Origin of the sequence: Streptomyces sp. CA-243310, from assembly GCF_050936775.1 — a bacterium.
Classification (GTDB): domain Bacteria; phylum Actinomycetota; class Actinomycetes; order Streptomycetales; family Streptomycetaceae; genus Streptomyces.
Map to the genome: position 1 here is coordinate 254,952 of NZ_JBNJMF010000002.1, position 22,344 is coordinate 277,295.

Consider the following 22,344-nt stretch of genomic DNA (forward strand, 5'->3'; position numbering starts at 1 on the left):
CTTCGAGGCCTGTGGGGAGGAGGGTGACCGGGCGACGTGCGCGGGGCGACCTTCCTGATGTTCCTGACATTCCACTGTAGGCGGCCCGGCGCGCCGGGGGGACGCACCCGGGGGCTTCCTCAGGGCGGGGCGTCCCCCGTGTCGCGGTGCGCCCGGATGACCTGCGCCACGTCGCCCAGCCGGTCCAGCCCGCGCACGGCCTGCGCCGTACGAGGGTTGCCGGCCAACCGTGTGCGGTGCCGGTTCAGGAAGGACCAGTAGCCGACGGTGTAGGGGCAGGCCCGGTCTCCGGTACGGTCCGCGGGTCGGTACCGGCAGCCCCCGCACAGGTCGCTCATGCGGTGGATGTAGGCGCCGCCCGAGGTGTAGGGCTTGGTGGTCATCAGGCCGCCGTCCGCGTACTGCGACATGCCCACCACGTTGGGCAGCATCACCCAGTCGTGGCCGTCGACGAAGCACCGGTGGAACCAGTCCGTCACCTCGGCCGGGTCCCAGCCCTGCTGCAGGGCGTGGCTGCCGAGGATCATCAGCCGGGGGATGTGATGCGTCCACCCCGTGTCCCGGACCTGCGCCAGCACGGTGGACAGGCAGCGGGCCCCGAGCGCGTCCGCGTCCAGCTCCGTGAACCAGGTGGGCAGCGGCGCGGTGTGGCGCAGCTCGTTCCGGTTTCGGTAGTCCTCGCCGAGGTGCCAGTACAGGTTCCACACGTACTCGCGCCAGCCGCAGACCTGCCGGACGAACCCCTCCGCACTGTTGAGCGGGACGCGTCCGGCCCGCCACGCGTCCTCGGCCCGGCTCACGCACTCCCACGGATCGAGGAGCCCCAGGTTGAGGGAGGAGGACAGCAGGCTGTGGCTCATCACGGGGTCGGCGGCCAGCATGGCGTCCTCGTGCGCGCCGAAGCCGGCGAGGCGGTGCGTGACGAAGTGATCGAGCGCGGCCAGTGCCTCGCGGCGGCTCGCGGGGAAGAGCCGCGGGCCGTCGCGGCCCACGAAGGTGACGCCTTCCTCCCGTTCCCAGCGGTCCAGGTCTCGCCGGACTCCTTCGTCGATCTCGTCCTCGCGGGGACGGTACGGTGCCGGTGCGCCCAGGGTGGTCTCGCCGCGAGGCGGAGGCTCGCGGTTCTCGTGGTCCAGGTTCCATCGTCCGCCCGCCGGTCGGTCGCCGTCCATGAGGATGTCGTGGGTGCGCCGGGTGTGTTCGTAGAGGTTCTCCTGGAGCAGCCGCCCCTTCTGCCGTGCGGCCCACTCGCCGAACTCGCGGTGCCCGACGAGGAACCCGCGGGCGGGGTGGACCGTGACCTGCGGTAGCGAGTCCACCAGGGCGAGGGCGGCGCGGGAGGTGGGGTGGTGCACGGATACGGGTGCGTCGCCCACGGCCCGCTCCAGGCCTTCTCGATAGGTCTCCGCCTCGATGTACTGTGCGCTCCCACCGAGGTCTGCGGCCCGGTGGCGCATGGCGCTGAGGACCAGATGGGCCTTGGCCCGGTGGAACCGGCGCCGGCGGAAGGACCGCCCGGGACTCGATCAGCAGCCACCGGGTGTTCCTCGGTGTCCCGCCGGCGGCGGTGGCGGTGAAGTGTGGGCCGAGCTGGTCGCCGAACAACCAGTGCACTGGACTCATGGCGGCATCCAACCAACTCGGCAGGAGTCCAGGACGGCTGACACGACCACCCGCCATCGCTCGAACTCCCTTGCGAGGGAACGACCTTCGCCGTTCTCGTCGCCAAGGGTGAGCCGGGGGTCCGTCAGCCGTGCCGGCGGCGCAGGAACACGAAGGCGGCGAGCGTCGCAATGGCTGCGAGGGTCAACAGGATTCCCGTCTCGACCAGTTGCAGCGGCCAGAAGTGCGACTCGGGGTGGAATCGGAGCCGAGGGCTCTCGAACGAATCGGAGATCACCCAGTTGTGTCCGTCGCGCGCGGGCCCGTCGACGGCGGGTACGAGCCATGGGCGCAGGACGAAGAGGGTCGCCATGACGGCCCCGATGACGGCCAGGGCCGCGGCCATGGCGGGCATCGTTCGCGCCGATCAGCAACCCGGCCAAGGCGCCGACGGCGATGCCGAGGAGCGCGTAGCCCACCGCCACCGGGCCGATCGCCCCGTAGGTGGGGTGGTCGTACCACGGGATCGGGTACGACGTGTCCAATGTGTCTCGCCAGACGGAGGCCTTGAGCGATACGAACGCCGGCAGGACCAGGACCACGGCCGCGACCGGAACCGCCAGCCTGGCGGCGAGCCAGTGCACGGGGTTGACCGACTGGGTCCACTGGAATCGGAAGGTTCCGGATTCGAATTCGCGCCCGATGAGCGGGCCCGCCACGAACGCGCCGAGGAGCAGGGGCAGCGCGTTCACGGCCAGCGCGATGAAGAAGAACATCTTGTTGACGTACAGACTGCGAGCGAGGAAACCCCGGACTGGGATGCCGCAGCCGCGCACCGTGTTCTCCACCTCGCAGCCGCTCGCGGCAAGGTCCCCGGCCAGTGAGTGAACGTACCAGCGGCCCGCGGGCAACGCGATGGCGGCGAGCAGCACCAGTGCCAGGGCGCCCCACAACACACGGCGGTGCAGGCCGGCGGTGACCCTGACGGAGCCTCGCAGATCGAAGAGGGTCACGCCGCCACCTCCACGGCCGGGGTGAGCAGGGGCGGTGCCTCCGGGGCGCGCAGATGGGCGAGCAGCAGTTCCTCCAGGGTCGGCGCGATGGCCTGCCACCCGTCGGTTCCGGTGCCGACCGGCCCCTGTGGCCGTATCAAGGCGGTGAGTTGGCGCCCGACGGTTCGCGTGGTGACCACGGTGTGCGGGCTCAGGTCGCCGACCGGGCCGCTCACCAGGGCGTGGGCTTCCAGGAGTTCGTCGACCGGGCCGCCGAGCCGGATGCGTCCGCCGTCGATCAGGAACAGGTGGTCACAGGCGTCCTCCAGCTCGGAGAGGATGTGCGAGGACATCACCACGGTGGTGCCGTGCTCGCCGGCGGTTGCCAGCAGGGTGCCCATCAGTTCGCGGCGGGCGAGCGGGTCCACATCGGACAGGGGCTCGTCCAGGAGCAGCAGAGCGGGGCGCTTGCCGAGGGCCAGGGCCAGGGCGACCCGGGAACGCTGGCCCCCGGACAGCGCGCGGACACGCCGGGACGGGTCCAGGCCGCCGGCCTCCACCACCGCGCCCGCGGCGACCGCGTCCCAGCGGCCGGGATTGAGGTCCGCGCCCATGCGCAGGGTCTCGGCGATCGTCAGCTGGGGGTAGAGGGGCTTGCCCTGTGCGACGTACGCGATCTCCTCGCGGGCCGGGGTCCGAACGGTGCCCTCGGTGGGCCTCAGTACACCCGCGGCCAGGGACAGCAGGGTGGACTTGCCGGCCCCGTTGGGGCCGACCAGGGCGCATATGCGGCCGGTGGGGAGTCGTAAGGAGCAGTCCCGCAGGGCCCAGCCGCCCCGGCTGAACCTCCGCCCGAGACCGTGCGCTTCGATGGCTGCCGTCATTTCTCGTCCCCTTGGTTCGATTCGTTGTGGTTGTGGTTGTGGCTGTGGCCCGGTTCGCCGTGGTCCGGTTCGCCGTGGTCCGGTTCGCTGTCGGCGCCGCCGAGTACGGACGTGAACAGCGCGGTGATGTCGTCCTGCTCCAGCCCCGCCCGCCGGGCCCGTTCCAGCCACTGGGTGAGCTCGGTGCGCAGCGCGCCGTCCGCGGCCCCGCCGTCGCCCAGTGTCCGACGTACGAAAGTTCCCAGCCCCCGGCGCCCCTCCACCAGGCCCTCACGTTCGAGTTCCCGGTACGCCTTGAGCACGGTGTTGGGGTTGATGGCGAGGGCTTTCGACCACCTGGCGGGCGGTGGGCAGTCGATCTCCGGGCTCCAACAGGCCCAGGCGGAGGGCCTGTTTGGTCTGATGCACGATCTGGAGATAGGTGGCGACACCACTACGCCGGTCGATGCGGTAGTCGATCACGTGAGCCACCACCCTTTCACTAGCGAAGTAGTGAAAGGGTGGACGGAGAGATCCCGGCTGTCAAGAAGGGCCGCGCGACGAGGTCAGGGGTGCGACGTATCGATGTACGTCTTCCAGCTCCTTGGCCACCCGCACCGCGAGGGCCGGGCGACCCTCGACCGGAAGGGTCAACTCGTCGAGTGTGAGCGGCAGTTCGGGCGAGATCGACTCCAGGTCGATCGCCCGTACGAGAAGAGCGGTGCGGGCGGCGGCGCACCGGGCGGCTTCGAGGTCACGATCGTGAACGACCGCCCCGCGTTCGTCGATGGTGGTTCCGATCGAGCGCGCCCAACGGGTGTCGGGCAGCGGCTGGACGCGCAGGCGACGAGACGGTTGCGACAACTCGCACGCGCCGGGGCGACCGTACGCACCACACCAGCAGCCACACCACCCGCCGGCTTCAGCGGATCTGGTCGGCGGCCCACCGGGCCCATTCACGGCGCATGGCGTTGAAACGCAGGCCGTACTCCAGGGCGATCCTGCCGTTCACCGACAGCGGGTCGTCACCCCACTCGATGGAGTCGGACAGCCGGCGCAGGGCCTCGTGCTCCTGTTCCGACATCTCCATCAGGCCGGTGAGGTAGTCCCGCGCCTGGTCGGGAGTGATCACGTCGAGGAAGAACACCCGCAGCAGGATGTCGCTGCGGGTGTTGCGCTGCGGCGCGGTCCGGGTCAGCCAGTGGCGCAGCTCGACGAGGCCCTCGTCGGTGAGGGTGTATTCCTTGCGGCCTCGCGCCCCCGCCGCCGACACGGTGATCAGCCCGGCTTCGGCGAGCTTGGTCAGCTCCGTGTACATCTGGCTCTGGGTGGCGGGCCAGACGTTGGCCAGCGAGGTCTCGAAGCGCTTGAGCAGGTCGTACCCGCTGGCCGGGCGCTCTGACAGGAGTCCGAGAAGGGCGTGTCGAAGGCTCATGCCCCGAGCTTACCTTCCAGGCTTGACATGTCGAGAGCGGACGTTCTAGTTTTGACATGTCAGAACAGGAATAACGATGAGCCCGGGGGCTTCGATGTCGTACGTACGCACCTTTCTGCCGTGGATCGTCTTCGCGGTGCTCCCGTCCGCCCAGTGGCAGTGGGGCGCGCTCGCCGGACTCGTGGTGGCCATCGCCGTGACCCTTCAGCAGCGACGGGCCGGTGCCGGTTTCGACGCGCTGCTCATCGAGATCGGCTCGGCGGTGTTCTTCGCGGTGCTGACGGGCATCGCCTTCGCCGACCCGCACTCCCCCGTGCACGGCTACTCGGCAGCCCTCTCCTCGGCCACGCTCGCCCTCATCGCCGGCGTCTCGCTGCTGGTGGGCAAGCCCTTCACTTCGGGCATCGCCAAGCGCAGCACCCCCCGCGAGGCATGGGGGCTGAGGCCGTTCATCCGGGCGAACATCGTCATCACCGGCGCGTGGACCGTCGCCTTCGCCGTCACCGCCGTCGCGCTCGCGGCCCTCGCCCACGCAGGCCACGGTCACTCGGCGGCCGCCACACTCGTCCAGGCCGCCGGGTTCGTCCTCCCCATGCTGTTCACGGTCCGCCACGTCGCCGCCGTCCAGGCGAAGGCCGGCGCCCGCTGACGTCCAGCCCGTTCAGGTGCCGCGAGGACTCACGGGCCTTCCCCGGCGTGTGGGCATCCGGGGCGCGGCGGCGGCTCGAACGGGTCGTTGGCAGCCTTGCCGACGATGCGCCGGCCTTCGCCGTACCCCTGCCGGACGGGGCGTCACACGGGAGGAACCACCGCGAAGGCGCCGTCACCGCCCAGCGGAGCGCCCCGTACCGAGGAGGGTCGGCTCGCGCAGGGTTGATCGTTCACAAGGATCCCACTGGCTCGCGCACCGACACGTGTCGATGACCGACCCATGTGGCGCCCGCGCTCCGCCCCGTCCCGAGGCCCCACCGAGTCCACTCCCCGGTAGCGGTCGTGGCCGGTGTCGGTCGTGGCCGGTGTCGGTCGCCGACGCGGTCTTGATTCCCTCCGCACCGAGGAAGGATGCGGCCGTTCCGTCCGCTGTGCCTGTCGGCTGCGGCCTGTCGCCGAGGGACGGTACGGATCAGAACAGGGCCTCCTGCCCCGGGACGGTGTCCGGCTCGGGCTGGTGCTGCCTGTCGAGGAGCGTGAGCAGCTCGGAAGCCGGCGCACGCACGCCCCGACCACCGTCCCGGCCACCGGGCATCGACGTGCGCGTGCCTGCCGTGGGACGGATCGCGGGGCTTGCCTCATGTGGCAGGCCGCTTCCTGTCCGAGCCGCGGTGGTCTGGTCGATCGTGGTCTCACCGAGTGATGTGTGGGAGTTCGACATGGCTCAACCCTGCCCGCCCGTGGGTCATCTGATGCGGCCGGCCCGTGCGGGCGGGAGCGTTGCGGGTGTGGCGGGGGCAACGGAGTGCCGGTGGTTCCCACCCGGGCCGGGCGGCAATCAGAAGGGATCGATCGACACTTGGCCGGTGGAGGCCGCGCACACGTTCCAACGGTCCCCGGTACGACGCAGGTCCAGCACCACCGCGACGGGGTCGCCGTCGCCCGGGGTGAGGTCCACGTTGACCGAGGCCTCGTCGCCACTCGCGGTGGAGGACACGATGTGATGCTCGAACGTCTTCGCGAGGGAATGCAGGACGGCCGCAGGATCGCCCGCGCCGTCCGGACAGAGGCCTTCCGGACCCGCGGCCGGTGCGGGATCCCCGTTCCCCACCGCGTCGAGGTACTCGTCCACCGCCCGGTGCACCGGGCTCGACCCCACGACACCGGTCCCCGTGAACACCACCGCCATGACGATCCCGGCCACGAGCAGTGGCAGCCCCGCCGCGAGTGCCACCAGCAGCACTCCCCTCCTCCTGCCGTCCCGCACGACCCCGCCCTTCCGCCGACCGCCAGGGTCAGGGCCCCGGTTCGACACATCGCCGATGTAGAGAAGGGACGCAGCACTTCCGGCGGCCGTTCCACGTCCGCGCCTGGTGGTTCGCGGGTGGGCCGGTGCAAGCCGCCGGACGGGGCGCGGATCCGCGCCACCGAGCCCCGCCGTCCGGGGTCCCATACTCCTGTGGTCCCTTGGTCCCTTGGTCCTGTGGTCCTGTGGTCCTGTGGTCCCGAAAGTTGCCGTGGCCCCGGTTGACTCTCCCGTGGGGGGAGACAGCAGGCTGGGGGCATGGACAGCGACACGCTCTATTCCATCGGAGAGCTATCCCGCAGGACCGGTCTGACGGTGAAGACCATCCGGTTCTACTCCGACAAGGGCATCGTCCCGCCGACCGGCCGAAGCCCGGCGGGTTACCGCCTCTTCGGCCTCGACGCACTCGCGCGCCTGGACCTGGCCCGCACGCTGCGCGATCTCGGGCTCGACCTGGCGACCGTGCGCAAGGTACTGGACCGCGAAGCCTCCATAGCGGAGGTCACGGAAGCACACGCCACCGCCTTGGACGTGCGGATCCGCACTCTGCGCCTGCGCCGGGCAGTGCTCCGTGCGGTCGCCCGACACACCCCCACCACCCTGGAGATGGACCTCTTGCGTCAACTCGCCACGCTCTCCCAGGCCGAACAACGCCGACTCGTCTCCGACTTCATCGACGACGCCTTCGAAGGCCGCGACACCAATCCGGAGTTCGTGTCACTGATGCGGTCCGCCGTTCCCGAGCTGCCCGACGATCCCACACCCGAACAGGTCGAGGCCTGGGTGGAACTCGTCGGACTCTGCCAGAACGCAGACTTCCGTGACACGCTGCGCCGGATGGCCGAGGACCAGGCGCAAGAGCCGTCCCAGCAGGACATCGGCGCTCTGCACGCCACTCTCAACCGGGTGATGGGTGAACGGATCGACGAGGCCGTGTCCGCCGGCCTCCTGCCGGCCTCCGCCAAAGGTGAGGCTCTTGCCGATTCACTGGGCAGCCTCTACGCGCACGCATTCGAGCGTGCCGGCGGAAGCGATCTGCGCCGATGGCTCCTCGCCCGCCTGTGGACAACCGCCAACCCATGCGCCGAGCGCTACTGGCAGCTCCTGGCGACGATCAACGGGTGGCCCGCATCACCGACGCTCGCTCCCGTCCACTCCTGGTTCACCACCGCCTTCGCCGAGGGCGACGTCGCCGTCACGAAGGGCTGACGCGATGAAGACGCGCGATCTCGCTCTCGGCCTGTACGCGGACGAGCCGGGGCCGGCATGGGTCATCGGGCTCGTCGAGGACGCGGCGGGTTCCCGGAGCGCCCGGATCATGGTTCTGACTGTCGCCGATTCGTTTCCCGGGAGCGGGCTGTCGACCGCCGACGTGTACGACCACCTGGCGGAGCAGTGGGCCGTGGAACATCCCGATCAGGACAGCGGCTCCCGTCAACCGGTTGAGCTGCGGGTCCACTTGGCGTGTTCCCTCAGAACGTGGCGGGCGATCCGCAAGACGGTGCTCAACGGCTTGTGTCCGCAGGGGACGGCCCCCCACGCCTGCCGTGTGCCGTGGATGGCTGTCTGAGGGGGCACGCGGCCACCTTCCACCCGGCCGCCTCCCACCGGTGCACACAGGCACCCGGCACTCGACCGACCTCGGACCGGCCGGAATTCGAGACCGACGGCTCCGCGGAATCGATACTTCGGACGCGGACGTCCCGCCTCTCCGGAACGGCTGCGGCCCTGGCCGCCCCCGGGGCATGCTCGCAAGCCCACACAGAGGAGGTACAGCGTGGAGAACCGACTCAGGCGCCGACTGGGCAGGCTTGCCGTGGCGGGCGTCTTGTTGGCCGGCGCGGGCGCGATGCAGGCGCCGGCCTCGGCGGCCGGAATCTCGTACGTCTGGCAGAACGACGCCAACGGCTGGGTGGCCATCTACAGTGCGCCCCACACCGACACCACCCCGCACCACTGGTCGAAGAGCGGCACCAAGTTCGCCATGAACTGCTGGCTGGACAATCAGGGTCAGCGCTGGTTCTGGGGCCAGATCTACGACACGGGCAGTTGGAAGTACGTCCGCGCCTCCCAGGTCCGCAACCAGATCTCCGTACGAGCCTGCTGACCCACCCCGTCCCCGCCACGTCCCCGCCTCACCCCGCCTCACCCCGGTCACGGCGGGGTGAGGCGGGGTCGGTGTCGTACGGCTGCGGACGCGCCCGTCGGAGGAGGGCACGGCCGTCAGGAAGTGAGCAGACCGATGAGCAACGCCACCAACGTGCCGACGGTGAAGAGCGATCCCACGACGGTGAACAGCAGGTCGACCGTCGTCACGTCCCAGCCCTGGATCTCGAACCGGCGAGGATCGTGCGGATCGTAGCGAACCGCGACATGGGCACCCACGCCGTAGGGCCTCGCGATGGAACCGCGGCCGAACCTGGATGCGTGCTCGTACGCCCGGCCGTCCTCGGTGGTCCAAGCAGCGACCGGGTAGTGGAGCCTGACGCCTTCGTCGCTTCGCTGAACGTCGTGGCGGACGATCCGCCCCCGCGCGGTGACGCCTGTGCGGCGGAGCGCACGGGCGCGGCGCAGTCCGTACACGCCGAAGCAGAGGAAGGTCACGCCGATCGTCAGGGGGATGAGCGAGAAGAGCCATTCGGGTTGCATGTGAGGTGTGACGCCTGCGCGAGGGCGTCGGTTGCGCATGCGCGGGGCGGGTGATCATGATGGTCCGCTTGCCGAACAGCCTGCGGTGGCCGCGCCCACGTGACGGTGGTGTGCGGCTGGTGCGACCGCACCATCACGCGGGAAGCGATCCCTGTCGACCCGACACCGCGCCAAGGGCCATGGCCGACCGACACCTGCCGGGCGAAATCACCCACCGGCCCCGGCCTGGGTACGACCATGCCGAGCGAACTCACCGTCAGGCCCCAGGCAGGTCTGGGGCAGGTCTGAGGGGCGGGGCCTGGCCTGAGGGGCCGAAACTAGTCCGGGGGCTCCACTGCGGCACCCTCCGTGGGGCCGCCGCTCTCGGGAGCATCGGCAGCAGGCTCGGCTCCCGATTCTCCGCCCTTCTTCTCGTGCCGCGTGCCGACGGCTCCCTCCAGATCAGGAGCCTGGGGCCCGGTCGGAGGCAGGTTGGGAGTCAGGCTCTCCTTCCCGTGTTCCGGTACGGGAGCAGGCAGTTCGGGGTCCTGGCCGTTACGTTGCTTCATGCCGTCCGCCTACCCCCGGAGCCACCTCTGACGCGCTGTCCCGCCCGTCGGGCACGTGCGGGTACCCGAGAGGCCGATGTCGCCGAAGCGGACTCCACCCACGGTCACACACAGTGGTCCGACTCATACACAGTGCTCCGGATCGCACACGGCGCTCCCGCTCGACCTGAGCGACAGCCGCTGCCTCGGGCGACAGCCCCGGGGTACGGGGGGCCTGCCGACGCAGCCAACCGGATGACGTCTCCCTACCCGGGGAACGGGAACCACGGCCGGGGAGCCGGCCTGGCTACGGTGGCTCCACCGACCGTGGCAACCATGCCCCTGGAGATCCTCCATGCCCGTACCCCTCGGCGAGGACGTGGTGGCGCTGCTGCGCCGCCCCAGCACTTGCTACATCGCGACGACGATGCCCGACGGCTCGCCCCAGCTCACACAGACGTGGGTCGACACCGATGGCGAGCACGTTCTGATCAACAGCGTCGAGTCACATCAGAAGACCCGTAACATCGCACGTGACCCGCGGGTCGCCGTCGCGGTCGCCGATCCCGCGCAACCCGCCTCCTACGTCCAGATCCGCGGTCGAGTGGTGCGCGTGACCACCGAGGGGGCGGTCGCGCACATCGAGGCCCTCGCTCAGAAGTACCTCGGCGGCCCCTATCCCTGGTACGGCGGCGCCGACCAGGTCCGCGTCATCTACGTGATCCGACCGGACCGCATCAGCTCCCCCACCGCCTGACTCCGGAAGACGCCTTCCATGGGATCCGGTGGGATCCGGTGGGATCCGGTGGGATCCGGTGGGATCCGCAGGGGTGGGAGAATGGCATGACCAGGGCGCGTGGAACCGAGCGGCGTGGAACCGCGCAGCGCGGCTGGTCACCGGATGAGCCGGACAGCGACAAGCTCGCGCTGGACGTACCGGAGGGGTCTCCCGGGGCGACGACTTTCCCCCGGATCGACAGGGTCGGAGAAACCTCATGGCTGACATCGAGCACGGATCCGGCGACAGCGGGCGGCGGGCGCCGCGGCTGCAGAACCACGGCGGCACCGTGGACGATCACGGACGCGAGCCGGGTTCACCTTCGAGGACGGGAACGGGATCGTCCTCGCCGCCGGCCGACCCCGAGAGAGCGCGCCGCGCCAATGCGAGGAACTCCCGGGACGAGGACGGCGGTGATCGGTAGCGGTGCCGGTGCTTACTGCCGCCCGCACGACAGCGCTCCACCCCCCGCCCGATGGGCGTCGCCGTCAACGACACCCCTCGGCCTACGTCGCGCCGGTGGCGAGGAGCGTGCGCGTGCCGATCCGCACGGCGTCCCAGTCGGTACCCGGCTCGCGATCCCTCGCGCGCCGCAGCCAGGTCGCCCGGTCCCGATGCTCGCGACGCAACTGGTCCACGTCGCCTCGCACACCGGGCGGTGGTCCGGACCTCTCCAGTTCGCCGATGCGTTCGTCCATCGCGGCCAGTAGTGCCCGGTCCAGTTCGGCCACCGCGCCGAGGAACTCGCTCGTCGGCAGGGTCACCCGACCCGTCTGCGGGCCGGCGAACTCGATGACGCCCTCCGGGTCCGCCCGGTGCTCCCAGCCGACTGTCACGGTGTCCTCCTCACCGACGACGGTGCGCCAGAGGCGGATGTTCGGGGCGACGCGCAGGTAGTCGGTGTACAGGTGGCCGGCACCGTGCCAGGTCAGTGCGGCGTCGGCTTCCGGCGTGTCGATCCACGTCCAGTCCGGCGAGATGTCGGCCGCGACGTCCACCAGATCGTGGGGCACCGGTTCCATCGCCTCCGACACGAGCGCGATCACGTCCTCCCACAGGCGGACGACGAAGTAGTCCACGTACGGGTGCGCTCGGCGGTCGCCGTCCTGGTCGTTTCGGAGTTCGCGGACGGTGCGTTCGGAGTAACGCAGCACCTCATGGCCGTCGATGTCGACGCAGTACCAGCCGGCGGTCAGTCCGAACCAGTGCAGTTTGGGTTCGACTCCCCACGGCTTGACCTCCTCCAACGGAGTCAGTCCGAAGCGGAAGCGAATCGCGGAATCGGTTTGGATCACCTGTCCAGTGTCCCAGTGCGATCCCCCTCGCCGGCGCTGCGGCCTCCCGGGTGGGCTCGCCATGCGGGGAGCGGATAGGGGAGGCGGGCGAACGGGTGCCGGAGGCTCGTCGCCGGGGGAAGCCCGCGGTGGGCGGGTGTCAGTGGATCTGGTGGACGGTCTGGCTGTTGAGTTCGTAGCGGGCTCCGATCACGGCGAGTTGGCCCGAGGCGACCTTCGCCGCGAGGGTGGGCTCGGCGGCGACGCGGGAGCGGACCAGTCGCACGTTCGCCGTGATGGTCGCGTCCACGCGCGCCGCTCCCCGCAGGCCGAGGTCGATCGCCGGACGGATCTGGTCGACCAGGTACTGCATGTGGCCGGCGAGGTTCTCGCCGGACTCGGCCGCGTGAAGGGCGGCGGTGACGGCCCCGCACGACTGGTGCCCCAGCACGACGACGAGCGGAATGGCCAGCTCCAGGACCCCGTAGGTGATGCTGGCCAGCACCGCCTCGTCGAGGACGGAGCCGGCCGAACGGACGGTCAGCAGGTCGCCGAGGCCCTGGTCGAAGACCAGCTCCGGCGGAACCCGCGAGTCGACGCAGCCCAGGACCACGGCGAAGGGATGTTGTCCGGTCACCAGCGTCTGCCGCACGGCCCGCGTCCGGTCGGGGTGGCTCTCGTGGAGGGTGCGCCAGCGGTCATTGCCCGCCATGAGTTCTCGCAACGCCGACCGCGGGGTCGCGGGCCGCATACGCGCCGCGCCGGCCTGGGCGGGAGTCGAGGCCGTGGTGGAATCGGGGACGGCCCCGACGGTACCGGCCGCCACGGCCACCGCTCCCGTCAACGCCGCGCGGACGATCTCGCGCCGGTCCGGACTTCCGTTCGACTCCTCGATTCCAGCCATATCGGAGAACGGTAGGAGCACCGCCGCCTGCGTGCGGGCACGGCACGAGGACCGGACCGCTCTTGAAGAAGACTTGATCAACCGACGGGCACCGGCCGGTTGCGGCCGAGCGTGGTGAGCGGTACCGCCGTCGCCGTGGCCGGCGCCCCGTAGACCCGAGGCGCGGCCGACCGGACGCGCGAGGGGCTCCGGCCGCGTTCACCCCGCCATGGCGATCTTCCGAAACTCCCCGAGGGCGACCGGACCGGAGGGAGCGCATGGGGAGATCCCTCTTTCCACCCGGCGGAACGCGAGCCGAAACGACGAGTCGACGCCGACGAAAGAGGCGTGGTGCGCGCGCCCTTCCGGTATGGGAGAACGCCGGCCACCGGAGAACGGGCGGCCGGTCCACCGGCACGCCACCGCCTGCGTGAAGGCACGATCAGACGGGCTGCCACAACTCGATCCGATTGCCCTCGGGGTCGGTGACCCAGCCGAATCGACCGACCCCTTCCATGTCCTGCGACTCAGCAGCCACGTCCGCTCCCTTGGCGCGCAACTGCGCGAGCATCGCGTCCAGGTCGCGGACCCGGAAGTTGAGCATGCTCTGCTGCGTGCGGGATCCGAAGTACTCGGTCCCGGACTCGAACGTCGCGAACACCGTCGGCCCGACTGCCTGTTGCCAGACGCCGTTCGCGTCGGCATCCAGGCCCAGGCAATCGCGGTACCACGAGGTCAGGGCCGCAGGGTCCGCGGCCCGCAGGAAATATCCACCGATTCCAAGCACACGTTCCATGCGGCCATCCTGCCAGGACGCGACCGGGCGGGCAGGCAGGTACCACCGACGACAGGACATAGGCCGTGGCGGTTACGTGGCCGCGGGTGCGTGGGCAACCTCCGTCGCGGGTCCCGCCCCGTCCCGCTGCGGCGGTCGTTCCGTGCGTGCGGCGGGAATCAGGGCGGCGACGGCCGCAGAGACCAGGGCGAGGCCGCCGCCCAGCAGCAGGCCGGTACGGAACCCGCCCTCGGAGGTGAACGTGTGACCGCCGACCGTGGTGGTCATCTGCGCCAGGACGACACCGACGACGGCGGCGCCGACCGAGGTGCCCAGGGAACGCATGAGCGTGTTGAAGCCGTTGGCGGCGCCGGTCTCCGCGAGGGGCACCGCGCCCATGATCAGGGCGGGCATGGCGCCGTAGGCGAGGGCGACACCACTGTTCATGATCATCGCGGCGCACATCAGGCCGGGGGCCGTGCCGGACAGCAGCAGCGCGGCACCGTAACCCGCGGCCAGGACGAGCGCCCCGCAGACGAGGGTGACCTTCGGACCGCGGGCGTTGGTCAGTCTGCCCCCGAGGGGTGAGACGACCATCATCATCAGGCCGCCGGGCAGCATCCACAGGCCGGCCGCCAGCATGGACTGGCCCAGGCCGTAGCCGGTGGCCTCGGGGAACTGGAGCAACTGCGGGACGACGAGCATGCTCGCGTACATGCCGAAGCCGATGAAGACCGACGCGAGGTTCGTCAGCAGGACACGCGGGCGGATGGTGGTGCGCAGGTCGACCAGCGGGTCGGTGGTCCGCCATTCGAACCAGCCCCAGGCGGCCAGGACCAGGGTGGCGGTGACGATCAGGCCGAGGGTGGTGGGCGAGCCCCAGCCCCAGTCGGCGCCCTTGGAGACGGCGAGCAGCAGGCACACGAGGCCCACGGCCAGGCCCGCCGCGCCGACGAAGTCGAAGCGCTGGCCCTTGGCGCCGGCCGGGACGTCCGGCACGAAGGCCACGATCATCACGGAGACGGCGGCGGCGAGCGCGGCGGCTCCCCAGAACAGGAAGCGCCAGTCGGCGTACTGCGCGACGGCCGCGGAGACAGGGAGCCCGATGCCGCCGCCGATTCCCATGGAGGCGCTCACCAGCGCTATGGAGGAGCTGAGCTTCTCGGCGGGAACGACGTCGCGCAGCAGGGCGATGCCCAGGGGGATCATGCCCATGCCGACGCCTTGCAGTCCGCGGCCCACGATCATCGGGACGACGCTGCTCGACAGCGCGCACACCACGGATCCGGCGATCAGCGGTATCGAGCACGCCAGGAGCATGCGGCGCTTGCCGATCATGTCGCCCAGGCGTCCGCTGATGGGGACGCAGACACCCGCGACGAGGAGGGTGGCGGTGACGACCCAGGCCGCATTGGAGGAGGAGGTGTGGAGGATCGTCGACATGTCGGCCAGCAGGGGGGTCACCAGGGTCTGCATGACGGCAGCGGTGACCCCCGCGAGTGCGAGTGTCGCGATCACTTTGCCGGTGCGGGGAGCCGTGGACGGCTGTGGCATGGAGGGTTCCTCGGGAACGTAGGGCGGATGTCCGACCGGGGGCGGGGCGACGTGTGCCGCGGGTGGGGCGTATGCGTGACGCGGCCGACCGGCGCTCGGCGGCCGGGGGCGGGTGGCTGCGGGGCGCGGGGCGCGGAATCGGGTGGGGGGGGGATCGGGTGGCGGGTGGTGGACGGGCGCGCCGGCGGGTGCGCGCCTCGTAATCAGTAGTCAACTATCACTTCAGGGCGCACAGGGTGTCAACTCGAACTGATCGTCGACTATCGGTTGCTATCCTTCTGGCGTGCCGACCGAAACCCCCAAGCCCCTGCGCGCAGACGCGGTGCGGAACATCGAGAAGATCGTCAGGGCGGCACGCGACGTCTACGCGGAGCAGGGACCCGACGCGGGGCTCGATGAGATCGCCCGGCGGGCCGGCGTCGGCATCGCGACGCTCTTCCGCCGGTTCCCGGACAAGGCGGCCCTCCTGCGTGCGGTGCTGGAACAGCAGTTCACCCAGGACGTCCTCCCCGCCGTCGAGCGCGGGCTCGGCGACGAGGACCCACGCCGGGGCCTGGGCGTCGTCATCGAGGCAGCCCTGACCTCGGCGGCCGACGAGCACCACGTGCTGACCGCGGCGCGCAATGCCGGCATCTTCACCGCGGAGACGAGCGCCCGCTTCTTCGACGCGCTCGACCCGCTGGTGGCACGGGGGCAGCAGGCCGGGGTGATCCGGGAGGACCTCGTACCGGACGACCTGAAGCGGATCATGGGCATGCTCGTCAGCGTGCTGTGGACCATGGACCCGGCCGAGGGGGGCTGGCGGCGCTACGTGACCCTCGTCCTGGACGGCCTGACCCCCGCCGCGGCCAGTCCCCTGCCCAACCCGGCCCCTCCCCTGCTCAGGAGACGGCAGAACCAAGCTTGACGTTCGCCGTTCGACGTTTGACGTTTGACGTTTGCCGATGGTGCTGCGGGCCGCGAGGCGGAATTCCTCGACGGCTTCGTGGAGGGCACGCTCTCGTTCGGCGGCAAGCACCGTTCGACGTCAGACCTCACATGGCAAGCTGAGGCCTGTCCGGCGGAGGCGATACCGCCGGACAGGCCCCGGGCCGGAAGGCTCAGCGCTTGAGCGTGAAGGTGAAGTCACCCGTGAGCCGGCCGGCCAGGCGGACCGTCGACACGAGGTTCCCCTCGGCGAGCAGTCTCTCGACCTCGGCTCGCGAAAGGCCGAAGCCCTCGGCGATCAGTCGAACCGGCCGCACCGGTATCCGCGCCCCGAAGCGGACCGAGACCTCGATCGAGCCGCCCTCCGGCGGATGCGGCCGGTCCGGCCGATCCGACGTGCCGCCTTCGAGGCGCCAGGCGTTGCCCCAGTCGAGGGCGATGCGATTGCGCCGCCGTACCACCGGGTCTTGGAGCAACTCGGCTGCCAGGCCTGGGTCGTTGGCGTGCAGCAGGTTCAACAACTCGGGTTGCACGGAACGCACGTTCATCCGCTCCATGACAGTGAGCTTGGCGGTGTCCCCGCAGGCCTCGCACAGGGCGAGAAGCCAGGCGTCGAGGAGCTTGTGGTTCGCGTTGACACGGAATTTGCCGTTCGCACGGAAGCGCCCGGAGGCGCATCTGTGGCAACGGCGGAGGATTGTCGGCAGGCAGGTGGGAACGACCACCCAGGTTTCGGACAAGGAAGTACACCGGTTCCAGTGAGAAGACCGCAGCGAAAAGGAGCACGGCGCACAGGTGCGACGCGCGACGGTTCAGCGCTTGGGGGGTCTCACTTGGTGTACAACGGGACGTCCTTGACGGGGGAAACAGTGGGCGCGAGAACGGTAGCGGCACACGGAGCGCGGTCCCACTGAATTTCGGGCCGGTCGCGGGCGGTTGGCGGCCCCTCGTGGCGGGCGCCCGTCCCCCGGAGGCCTTCGCGTCGGGCGTGGGTCCCCACCGCCCTTCGAGGACGCGCACCTCATGCGCCGAGACGTCAAGGCGCATCCGGGGCCGGAGGGTCACCCCACGCCGGCATCTCGCACTCAGCCACCAGGTCGGCACCCTCCTTGGGGGTGCCGTTGAAGCCGCCCATCACCACCCCCTCGTGTTCGCGCGGGTCATGGGCGCGTGGTCCTGGGAGTCCGCCGGTACGGCGTCGCGCCGGGGGCGGCCCGCGCGGTGAGTGGGCCGCCCGGTCCGCTGCTCGATCGCCGCCCGCCCGGACCAGGTTCCTCCGACACACCGCGCCTTGCCGTTGGCAGACGGCGATCATACGCACGGCGGTGAACGGAACTCCCGTGCCCGCACAGCCCTGGTACACGGCCACCAGGCGTGTCAGCCGTCCCCGTGGACCGATGGGACGCACGAGCCCGCGCGAACGGAGGATCGTGCGGGAGTGGACAGGAAATCCGTTGACATGACCTGCGCGAACGTGCGGAAATCATCCGTCGAACGTCGACAACACATGGGGGATCAGCCTTTGCACGCCTTCGTCACGGTGCTCGCCGAGGAGAAGTCGCCCGGCCTCTTCTTCCAGAACGTGCTCGTCACCCTGGCCGGCGGCCTTCTCTGCTTCCGGGTCGGTTGGGCCCAGGTCCGCACCGGCCGCGGTGTAACCGCCCCGAGCCGGACCCTGCGTATCGGCGACGCCCTCGTCGCGCCCGCTCCCCCTCGCCGTTCCCGACGGATCCAGGGCTGGATCTGGATCGGAGCGAGCGGTGTCTTCGCTCTGGGTTTCCTGTTCAACCTCGCCTCGGGGCTCTACGCGCTCCTCGGATGAGCCCGCCGCGGGCCGGCCGGCACCCGCCGCCGCGCGCCCACATCCGTCCACTCGGCCGGGTCGCGCGGAGCCGCCGTCGACGACGTGTTCACTCCGGGAGCGGGGGTGTGATCCGGCGGGTTGCGGAGCGGAGCGCGAAAGCCATCACCACTTCGAACACGCCGAGCAGGACGAGCCACAGTCCCAGCAGCCGCGTCAGGGCGACCGCGGAGTCCACCGGGAAGCAGAGCACGACGATTCCCGCGACCGTACCGAGGACGCCCAGGCCGAACATCAGACCTCGGTGTACGAGGGCACGGTCGGCGATCGAGACGTAGGCCGTGAGCACTCCGGTGAGCAACCAGAAGACTCCGACGATCAGGGACAGTGCGCCGATCGTCTGCATGGGATGCCGCAACACCAGAACGCCGGCGAGGAAAGCCAGCATGGCGACGAGGACGGCCGCCAGTCTGCTGCCACCCCGGTCGCTGCTGTGCGAGAAGGCCGTGACGAAACGGAAGCCGCCCGCCACCAGCAGTTGCAAGCCGATGATCACGGCCAGGATGTGCAACGTCTCGTCGGGCCAGACGAGCACCAGGATGCCCGGGATCAGTGTCGCCAGGGCGAAGCCGAGGGCCCAGTGCCAAGAGCTTCCGAGTTGCTTGAGGACGTCTTCGGGGTCGTTGTTCGTGTCATACGGTGCCGCGTTGGGGGTCATCTCGCCTCCTGGGACAGCCGAACGGGCCGCGGGACATCTCGAAGCCGTCGGATGTGCCTCGCCTACCCTTATGTCAACTTTAGTCCCGTGTGACCCGGCTCGCCGATCCGGGCGGCGAGCCTGCGGGGGCCGAGGTCGCGGGCCCTCGGGCCGGGTGCCCGGTGCCCGGTGGCGTGAGCCCCACCGGCTCGGACCAGCACCGCCACCACGGTGAGCAGGTCGCCATCGGGGCCGGGGACGTCGTGGTCGCCGGCACGGTCGGTCGGCCGAGCGGTCGTGGTGTCGCCGCGCTGCGGTGTCGCGGTGTCGCGGTAACCATGCGTCCGTCTTGGCGGGCCGGCCCGGCCCGTCACTCGGTCGCGCGGGGGCTTCGGCGGGCCGACTCCGCGAGCCGTTCGGCGAAGGCCTCGACGAGGCCGCGGAGTTCAACCGGGCGGTCGATGACGAAGGGGCGATCCAACGAGGCGAGTACGGCGGGCAGCCAGTCGAGCCGGTCCACTCGCAGTTCGACTCGACACCAGGGGGCGGCATCCGGATGTGTGCTGTCCGGGAAGGGGAGTTCCGACAGGACCGCGAGGCCCGGGGCAGTCGGGGGTCGATGTCCTGGACCGTCCCCTGGACTCGCAGGGTCACCTGATGTCGGTACGGGGCCGTCGCGAGCCCTGTCAGGACGCGCTTGACCGGATCGACCGCCGCCGGTGGCTCGAAGGAGCCGGGCAGGATCCGCACATCGGTGACGCGGTCCAGCCTGAAGGTCCGGCCCCCGCCCGCAGAGGGCTCCGCCGAAGGATCCGCAGAGGGATCCACCGAGGGATCCACCGCCGTCATGTACCACCTGCCCGCATGGGCGACGACTCCGTACGGGTGCAGGGTGCGCTCGCTGCGTCGGCCGTCGCCGACGGTGTACCGGATCGAGATCGGTCGATGGTGGTGCACCGCCTCGGCGATCGGGAGCAGGACCCCCGGGTCCGGCCCGGCCCCCTTGCCGGGCGGGTCCGTGATGGCGAGTGAGCCGAGCACCGCGTCGAGTCGGCGGCGCAACCGTTCGGGCAGCACACGCCTGATCTTGGCCGACGCCGTCTCGCTCGCCGTGTCCGTGGCCGCCGTCAGGCCGGATCGCCGACCGGCGACCAGGCCCAGCAGAACGGCGAGCGCCTCGTCGTCGCTCAGCATGAGCGGCGGCAGCCGGTATCCGGGGGCGAGCCGATAGCCGCCGTAGCGGCCGCGCACCGATTCGACGGGCACGTCGATGTCGACGAGCCGTTGTACGTAACGCCGCACGGTGCGTTCGTCGACGTCCAACCGATCGGCGAGTTCGGACACGGGCCGGATGCCGCCCGACTGCAGGAGCTCCAGCAGGGTGAGGACGCGGGCGATGGGACGGGTCATGGGGAAAGTCTCCCGTACATACCGGGCGGGTTCCGCCCGGTATTGGTCGTAGCGTGCGGTCACGAGCACCGACGCACCAAAGGAGCAACCCCATGAACTTCGTCTCCGTCCGCATCATCACGGGCGACGTCGCCCGCCTCGTCGCGTTCTACGAGCGCGCCACCGGCCTGTCGGCAACCTGGGCCAACGAGGACTTCGCCGAACTCAGGACCGCGTCGGCCGTCCTGGCGATCGGCAGTACCCGCACCGTCCCCCTGTTCGCACCCGGATCCGCCCGCCCCGCCGACAACCACAGCGTCATCCTCGAATTCCTCGTCGACGACGTGGACAGCGTCCACCGGAATCTGAGCGGCTTCGTGGAGGACTTCGTCAACAAGCCCACCACGATGCCCTGGGGGAACCGTGCGCTCCTGTTCCGTGACCCGGACGGCAACCTGATCAACTTCTTCACCCCCGTCACCCCGGCCGCCCTCAAGAAGTTCGCCGGCTGAGGACAAGGGGCCCGCCCGGGAGGCCGAACGGCCGGACCGCCCGGCCCCCCCCCTCGTCGAAGGGCCCGGGTCCACTGACACCGGCACGGGCAAACGGCGCGCGCCTTCGCCGACTTGCTCCCGCGTTCGCGCCCGGCCTCAGGGACCGAGGACCTTGGCCTTGGCCCGCTCGTACTCGGGTGCCGTGATGGCGCCGCGGTTCTTGAGTTCGGCGAGCCGCGACAGTTCCTCGGCCTGGCCGGTGATCGCGTCGCTCTCGCGCGCGTAGGTCCGGAACGCCTCCTCCTGCCTTTGGGCGCGCCTGAGTCCACGTTCACCCATCCCGCGCCCACGGACGATCAGGTAGATGAAGACACCCACGTAGGGCAGCAGGATGACGAAGACGGTCCACCCGGCCTTGGCCCAGCCGCTCAGGTCGTCGTCGCGGAAGACGTCACCGATGATGCGCATGAGCAGTACGAACCAGAACACCCAGAGGAAGCACAACATCATGGTCCAGAAGAGGTTCAGCAGCGGGTAGTCGTAGTCCTCCGCCAGGTTGATCAGTGAGTTCTGCATGGCCCGGTCTCCTGTGGGTCGGGGCCGGACGACGGCCCTGGGTACGTCCGCTTCACGGGTCGGCGCGTTGGCGTCACGCGGGCACCGGGGCGAACGGGTACAACTCGTCGGCGCCCGGTTGTACGACGCCGTAGCTGCTCTCCGGCACCTCGTTCCAGGCGCCGGGCAGGTCACCGAGGGGTTCGGACACGATGAGGCGGGTCTCCTCGGAGATGTCCCGCAGGAACGCGATGTCCGGGTGCAGCCTGCGCAGCGCGTCCACCCGGCTGCTGTAGAACAGCGACCGGGAGTCGTGGCCGCTGGAGTAGCGGAAGGCCCACACGCGCACGCCGTCGCTGATGGCGAGCGTCATCTGGAGTGGTGACTCCACCCCGTGGTCACGGCCGACGCGCTCCACGACTCCAGCCATCCTGGCGACGGCGGTCGGCGGGTCCCGGTCGAGGCCGAAGGTGAGGGCCAGGAAGAACATCACCTCGGAGTCGGTGGTCCCCTCCATGTCGGCGTAGAGCGCGGGGTCGACGAGAAGGGTGAGGTCCCGACGCATCAGGTGGAAACCGGCGATGGCGCCGTTGTGCATGAACATCCAGCGGCCGTGTCGGAAGGGGTGGCAGTTCGACTGCTGCACCGCCGACCCGGTCGACGCCCGGATGTGGGCGAAGAACAGCGGCGAGCGGACGTGGTCGGCCATCTCCCTCAGGTTCCGGTTGTTCCAGGCGGGACCGACATCCCTGAGAAGCGCGGGAGTGCTGTTGTCCTGCGAGTACCAGCCGACGCCGAATCCGTCGCCGTTCGTGGTCTCCACTCCGAGTTTGGAGTGCAGGCTCTGGTCGATCAGGGAATGGGCCGGCTTGTACAGGATCGTGTCGAGCAGCATGGGAGTTCCCGAGTAGGCGAGCCACCGGCACATGCGTCATCACCTGGATCCCTGCGGCACCGCGAGCCGCGCAAGCACCGCATCACATCGCATCGCCGCTGCTCACGGCATCACTTCGCCGCTCACGCCCGGCATTGAACCCCTTCGCAGCGGGCCGGCCCGCACCTCCGCGGTCGCCCACTGCGCGGGCAGTCCCATTCTGGGCTCCCACGCTGAGGACCGCGATACGGCCAGGGCCCGCGGCTCGCTCCCGACGCGGCGCGGCGCGGCGCGGCCCTGCGAGGGATCCGACCGGCC

At 70.4% G+C, this 22,344-nt stretch carries 24 protein-coding genes and 3 pseudogenes; 8 read left to right on the forward strand and 19 right to left on the reverse strand.

What is annotated here, in order from left to right:
• Window positions 1–119: 119 nt before the first annotated feature.
• The 6 genes and pseudogenes from ACQEVM_RS18650 to ACQEVM_RS18675 form a co-directional block, all read right to left on the reverse strand.
• Window positions 120–1,623: pseudogene (locus tag ACQEVM_RS18650) on the reverse strand (cryptochrome/photolyase family protein).
• On the reverse strand, window positions 1,620–2,615 hold the full coding sequence (locus ACQEVM_RS18655; RefSeq protein ID WP_433080451.1) for a hypothetical protein: 996 nt from the start codon (window positions 2,613–2,615) through the stop codon (window positions 1,620–1,622). Before ACQEVM_RS18655 ends, ACQEVM_RS18650 begins: the two are co-directional and overlap by 4 nt.
• Complete coding sequence (locus tag ACQEVM_RS18660) at window positions 2,612–3,478, reverse strand: ABC transporter ATP-binding protein (protein ID WP_433080453.1); 867 nt, start codon at window positions 3,476–3,478, stop codon at window positions 2,612–2,614. The genes ACQEVM_RS18655 and ACQEVM_RS18660 overlap by 4 nt, the downstream gene beginning before the upstream one ends.
• Window positions 3,475–3,940 (reverse strand): annotated as a pseudogene (locus ACQEVM_RS18665) (GntR family transcriptional regulator). The gene ACQEVM_RS18660 and the pseudogene ACQEVM_RS18665 overlap by 4 nt, the downstream one beginning before the upstream one ends.
• A gap of 60 nt (window positions 3,941–4,000) precedes the next feature.
• On the reverse strand, window positions 4,001–4,321 hold the full coding sequence (locus ACQEVM_RS18670; protein WP_433080455.1) for a hypothetical protein: 321 nt from the start codon (window positions 4,319–4,321) through the stop codon (window positions 4,001–4,003).
• A gap of 58 nt (window positions 4,322–4,379) precedes the next feature.
• Entirely contained in the window at window positions 4,380–4,892 is a 513-nt protein-coding gene (locus ACQEVM_RS18675; protein ID WP_433080457.1) for a PadR family transcriptional regulator, read from the reverse strand.
• A 76-nt stretch (window positions 4,893–4,968) separates the two neighbouring features.
• Here ACQEVM_RS18675 and ACQEVM_RS18680 point away from each other — a divergent pair, with 76 nt between their 5' ends.
• Window positions 4,969–5,541, forward strand: a complete 573-nt coding sequence (locus ACQEVM_RS18680) for a hypothetical protein (RefSeq protein ID WP_433080459.1) — start codon at window positions 4,969–4,971, stop codon at window positions 5,539–5,541.
• Window positions 5,542–6,381: 840 nt separating this feature from the next.
• Here ACQEVM_RS18680 and ACQEVM_RS18685 read toward each other — a convergent pair.
• Window positions 6,382–6,786 carry a hypothetical protein gene (locus tag ACQEVM_RS18685; RefSeq protein WP_433080461.1) on the reverse strand — a complete coding sequence of 135 codons (405 nt, stop codon included), beginning with the start codon at window positions 6,784–6,786 and terminating at the stop codon, window positions 6,382–6,384.
• Window positions 6,787–7,107: 321 nt separating this feature from the next.
• On the opposite strand from ACQEVM_RS18685, the gene ACQEVM_RS18690 reads away from it, so the two are divergent.
• The 3 genes from ACQEVM_RS18690 (at window position 7,108) to ACQEVM_RS18700 (ending at window position 8,956) form a co-directional block, all read left to right on the forward strand.
• The gene (locus tag ACQEVM_RS18690; protein WP_433080463.1) at window positions 7,108–8,058 is read left to right on the forward strand and encodes a MerR family transcriptional regulator; all 951 of its coding nucleotides are present in this window, start codon (window positions 7,108–7,110) and stop codon (window positions 8,056–8,058) included.
• 4 nt (window positions 8,059–8,062) lie between these two features.
• On the forward strand, window positions 8,063–8,419 hold the full coding sequence (locus ACQEVM_RS18695) for a hypothetical protein (protein WP_433080465.1): 357 nt from the start codon (window positions 8,063–8,065) through the stop codon (window positions 8,417–8,419).
• Window positions 8,420–8,626: 207 nt separating this feature from the next.
• Window positions 8,627–8,956: a hypothetical protein gene (locus ACQEVM_RS18700; RefSeq protein ID WP_433080467.1), complete on the forward strand. Its 330-nt coding sequence runs from the start codon at window positions 8,627–8,629 to the stop codon at window positions 8,954–8,956.
• 116 nt (window positions 8,957–9,072) lie between these two features.
• On the opposite strand, the gene ACQEVM_RS18705 is transcribed toward ACQEVM_RS18700, so the two are convergent.
• Both ACQEVM_RS18705 and ACQEVM_RS18710 read right to left on the reverse strand, forming a co-directional pair.
• Window positions 9,073–9,498 (reverse strand): DUF3592 domain-containing protein, encoded by a 426-nt coding sequence (locus tag ACQEVM_RS18705; RefSeq protein WP_433080469.1) that lies wholly within the window; start codon window positions 9,496–9,498, stop codon window positions 9,073–9,075.
• A gap of 317 nt (window positions 9,499–9,815) precedes the next feature.
• A complete protein-coding gene (locus tag ACQEVM_RS18710; RefSeq protein ID WP_433080471.1) occupies window positions 9,816–10,046 on the reverse strand; it encodes a hypothetical protein in 231 nt (76 codons plus the stop codon).
• 334 nt (window positions 10,047–10,380) lie between these two features.
• Between ACQEVM_RS18710 and ACQEVM_RS18715 the strand changes: the two genes are divergently transcribed.
• Window positions 10,381–10,782: a PPOX class F420-dependent oxidoreductase gene (locus ACQEVM_RS18715; protein ID WP_433080473.1), complete on the forward strand. Its 402-nt coding sequence runs from the start codon at window positions 10,381–10,383 to the stop codon at window positions 10,780–10,782.
• Between the two features lie 527 nt (window positions 10,783–11,309).
• Here the strand turns inward: ACQEVM_RS18715 and ACQEVM_RS18720 are convergent.
• The 4 genes from ACQEVM_RS18720 to ACQEVM_RS18735 form a co-directional block, all read right to left on the reverse strand.
• A complete protein-coding gene (locus tag ACQEVM_RS18720; RefSeq protein WP_433080475.1) occupies window positions 11,310–12,098 on the reverse strand; it encodes a DUF5984 family protein in 789 nt (262 codons plus the stop codon).
• A gap of 139 nt (window positions 12,099–12,237) precedes the next feature.
• Entirely contained in the window at window positions 12,238–12,981 is a 744-nt protein-coding gene (locus ACQEVM_RS18725) for a carbonic anhydrase (protein WP_433080477.1), read from the reverse strand.
• 421 nt (window positions 12,982–13,402) lie between these two features.
• Window positions 13,403–13,756, reverse strand: a complete 354-nt coding sequence (locus ACQEVM_RS18730) for a VOC family protein (protein ID WP_433080479.1) — start codon at window positions 13,754–13,756, stop codon at window positions 13,403–13,405.
• Between the two features lie 72 nt (window positions 13,757–13,828).
• On the reverse strand, window positions 13,829–15,289 hold the full coding sequence (locus tag ACQEVM_RS18735; RefSeq protein ID WP_433080481.1) for an MFS transporter: 1,461 nt from the start codon (window positions 15,287–15,289) through the stop codon (window positions 13,829–13,831).
• 283 nt (window positions 15,290–15,572) lie between these two features.
• Here ACQEVM_RS18735 and ACQEVM_RS18740 point away from each other — a divergent pair, with 283 nt between their 5' ends.
• Window positions 15,573–16,196, forward strand: a complete 624-nt coding sequence (locus ACQEVM_RS18740; RefSeq protein WP_433080483.1) for a TetR/AcrR family transcriptional regulator — start codon at window positions 15,573–15,575, stop codon at window positions 16,194–16,196.
• Between the two features lie 193 nt (window positions 16,197–16,389).
• Here ACQEVM_RS18740 and ACQEVM_RS18745 read toward each other — a convergent pair whose 3' ends face one another.
• Entirely contained in the window at window positions 16,390–16,956 is a 567-nt protein-coding gene (locus ACQEVM_RS18745; RefSeq protein WP_433080485.1) for a DUF1062 domain-containing protein, read from the reverse strand.
• Window positions 16,957–17,723: 767 nt separating this feature from the next.
• Between ACQEVM_RS18745 and ACQEVM_RS18750 the strand changes: the two genes are divergently transcribed.
• On the forward strand, window positions 17,724–18,038 hold the full coding sequence (locus ACQEVM_RS18750) for a hypothetical protein (RefSeq protein ID WP_433080487.1): 315 nt from the start codon (window positions 17,724–17,726) through the stop codon (window positions 18,036–18,038).
• A gap of 88 nt (window positions 18,039–18,126) precedes the next feature.
• On the opposite strand, the gene ACQEVM_RS18755 is transcribed toward ACQEVM_RS18750, so the two are convergent.
• The 3 genes and pseudogenes from ACQEVM_RS18755 to ACQEVM_RS18765 form a co-directional block, all read right to left on the reverse strand.
• Window positions 18,127–18,735, reverse strand: a complete 609-nt coding sequence (locus tag ACQEVM_RS18755) for an HdeD family acid-resistance protein (RefSeq protein WP_433085255.1) — start codon at window positions 18,733–18,735, stop codon at window positions 18,127–18,129.
• Window positions 18,736–19,084: 349 nt separating this feature from the next.
• Complete coding sequence (locus ACQEVM_RS18760) at window positions 19,085–19,234, reverse strand: hypothetical protein (RefSeq protein ID WP_433085533.1); 150 nt, start codon at window positions 19,232–19,234, stop codon at window positions 19,085–19,087.
• A gap of 56 nt (window positions 19,235–19,290) precedes the next feature.
• A pseudogene (locus ACQEVM_RS18765) lies at window positions 19,291–20,124 on the reverse strand (helix-turn-helix transcriptional regulator); the annotation flags it as partial.
• A gap of 92 nt (window positions 20,125–20,216) precedes the next feature.
• Between ACQEVM_RS18765 and ACQEVM_RS18770 the strand changes: the two are divergent.
• A complete protein-coding gene (locus tag ACQEVM_RS18770) occupies window positions 20,217–20,615 on the forward strand; it encodes a VOC family protein (RefSeq protein ID WP_433080489.1) in 399 nt (132 codons plus the stop codon).
• 138 nt (window positions 20,616–20,753) lie between these two features.
• Here ACQEVM_RS18770 and ACQEVM_RS18775 read toward each other — a convergent pair whose 3' ends face one another.
• The gene (locus ACQEVM_RS18775; RefSeq protein ID WP_433080491.1) at window positions 20,754–21,173 is read right to left on the reverse strand and encodes an SHOCT domain-containing protein; all 420 of its coding nucleotides are present in this window, start codon (window positions 21,171–21,173) and stop codon (window positions 20,754–20,756) included.
• 73 nt (window positions 21,174–21,246) lie between these two features.
• Window positions 21,247–22,080: a class II glutamine amidotransferase gene (locus tag ACQEVM_RS18780; protein ID WP_433080493.1), complete on the reverse strand. Its 834-nt coding sequence runs from the start codon at window positions 22,078–22,080 to the stop codon at window positions 21,247–21,249.
• Window positions 22,081–22,344: the final 264 nt, after the last annotated feature.

Bases quoted from the DNA above. Each gene is read 5' to 3' on its own strand.
- ACQEVM_RS18660 (WP_433080453.1), bottom strand. From the start codon at position 3,478: ATGACGGCAGCCATCGAAGCGCACGGTCTCGGGCGGAGGTTCAGCCGG.
- ACQEVM_RS18675 (WP_433080457.1), bottom strand. From the start codon at position 4,892: ATGAGCCTTCGACACGCCCTTCTCGGACTCCTGTCAGAGCGCCCGGCC.
- ACQEVM_RS18680 (WP_433080459.1), top strand. From the start codon at position 4,969: ATGAGCCCGGGGGCTTCGATGTCGTACGTACGCACCTTTCTGCCGTGG.
- ACQEVM_RS18690 (WP_433080463.1), top strand. From the start codon at position 7,108: ATGGACAGCGACACGCTCTATTCCATCGGAGAGCTATCCCGCAGGACC.
- ACQEVM_RS18695 (WP_433080465.1), top strand. From the start codon at position 8,063: ATGAAGACGCGCGATCTCGCTCTCGGCCTGTACGCGGACGAGCCGGGG.
- ACQEVM_RS18705 (WP_433080469.1), bottom strand. From the start codon at position 9,498: ATGCAACCCGAATGGCTCTTCTCGCTCATCCCCCTGACGATCGGCGTG.
- ACQEVM_RS18710 (WP_433080471.1), bottom strand. From the start codon at position 10,046: ATGAAGCAACGTAACGGCCAGGACCCCGAACTGCCTGCTCCCGTACCG.
- ACQEVM_RS18715 (WP_433080473.1), top strand. From the start codon at position 10,381: ATGCCCGTACCCCTCGGCGAGGACGTGGTGGCGCTGCTGCGCCGCCCC.
- ACQEVM_RS18725 (WP_433080477.1), bottom strand. From the start codon at position 12,981: ATGGCTGGAATCGAGGAGTCGAACGGAAGTCCGGACCGGCGCGAGATC.
- ACQEVM_RS18730 (WP_433080479.1), bottom strand. From the start codon at position 13,756: ATGGAACGTGTGCTTGGAATCGGTGGATATTTCCTGCGGGCCGCGGAC.
- ACQEVM_RS18735 (WP_433080481.1), bottom strand. From the start codon at position 15,289: ATGCCACAGCCGTCCACGGCTCCCCGCACCGGCAAAGTGATCGCGACA.
- ACQEVM_RS18750 (WP_433080487.1), top strand. From the start codon at position 17,724: ATGGGGGATCAGCCTTTGCACGCCTTCGTCACGGTGCTCGCCGAGGAG.
- ACQEVM_RS18755 (WP_433085255.1), bottom strand. From the start codon at position 18,735: ATGACCCCCAACGCGGCACCGTATGACACGAACAACGACCCCGAAGAC.
- ACQEVM_RS18770 (WP_433080489.1), top strand. From the start codon at position 20,217: ATGAACTTCGTCTCCGTCCGCATCATCACGGGCGACGTCGCCCGCCTC.
- ACQEVM_RS18775 (WP_433080491.1), bottom strand. From the start codon at position 21,173: ATGCAGAACTCACTGATCAACCTGGCGGAGGACTACGACTACCCGCTG.
- ACQEVM_RS18780 (WP_433080493.1), bottom strand. From the start codon at position 22,080: ATGTGCCGGTGGCTCGCCTACTCGGGAACTCCCATGCTGCTCGACACG.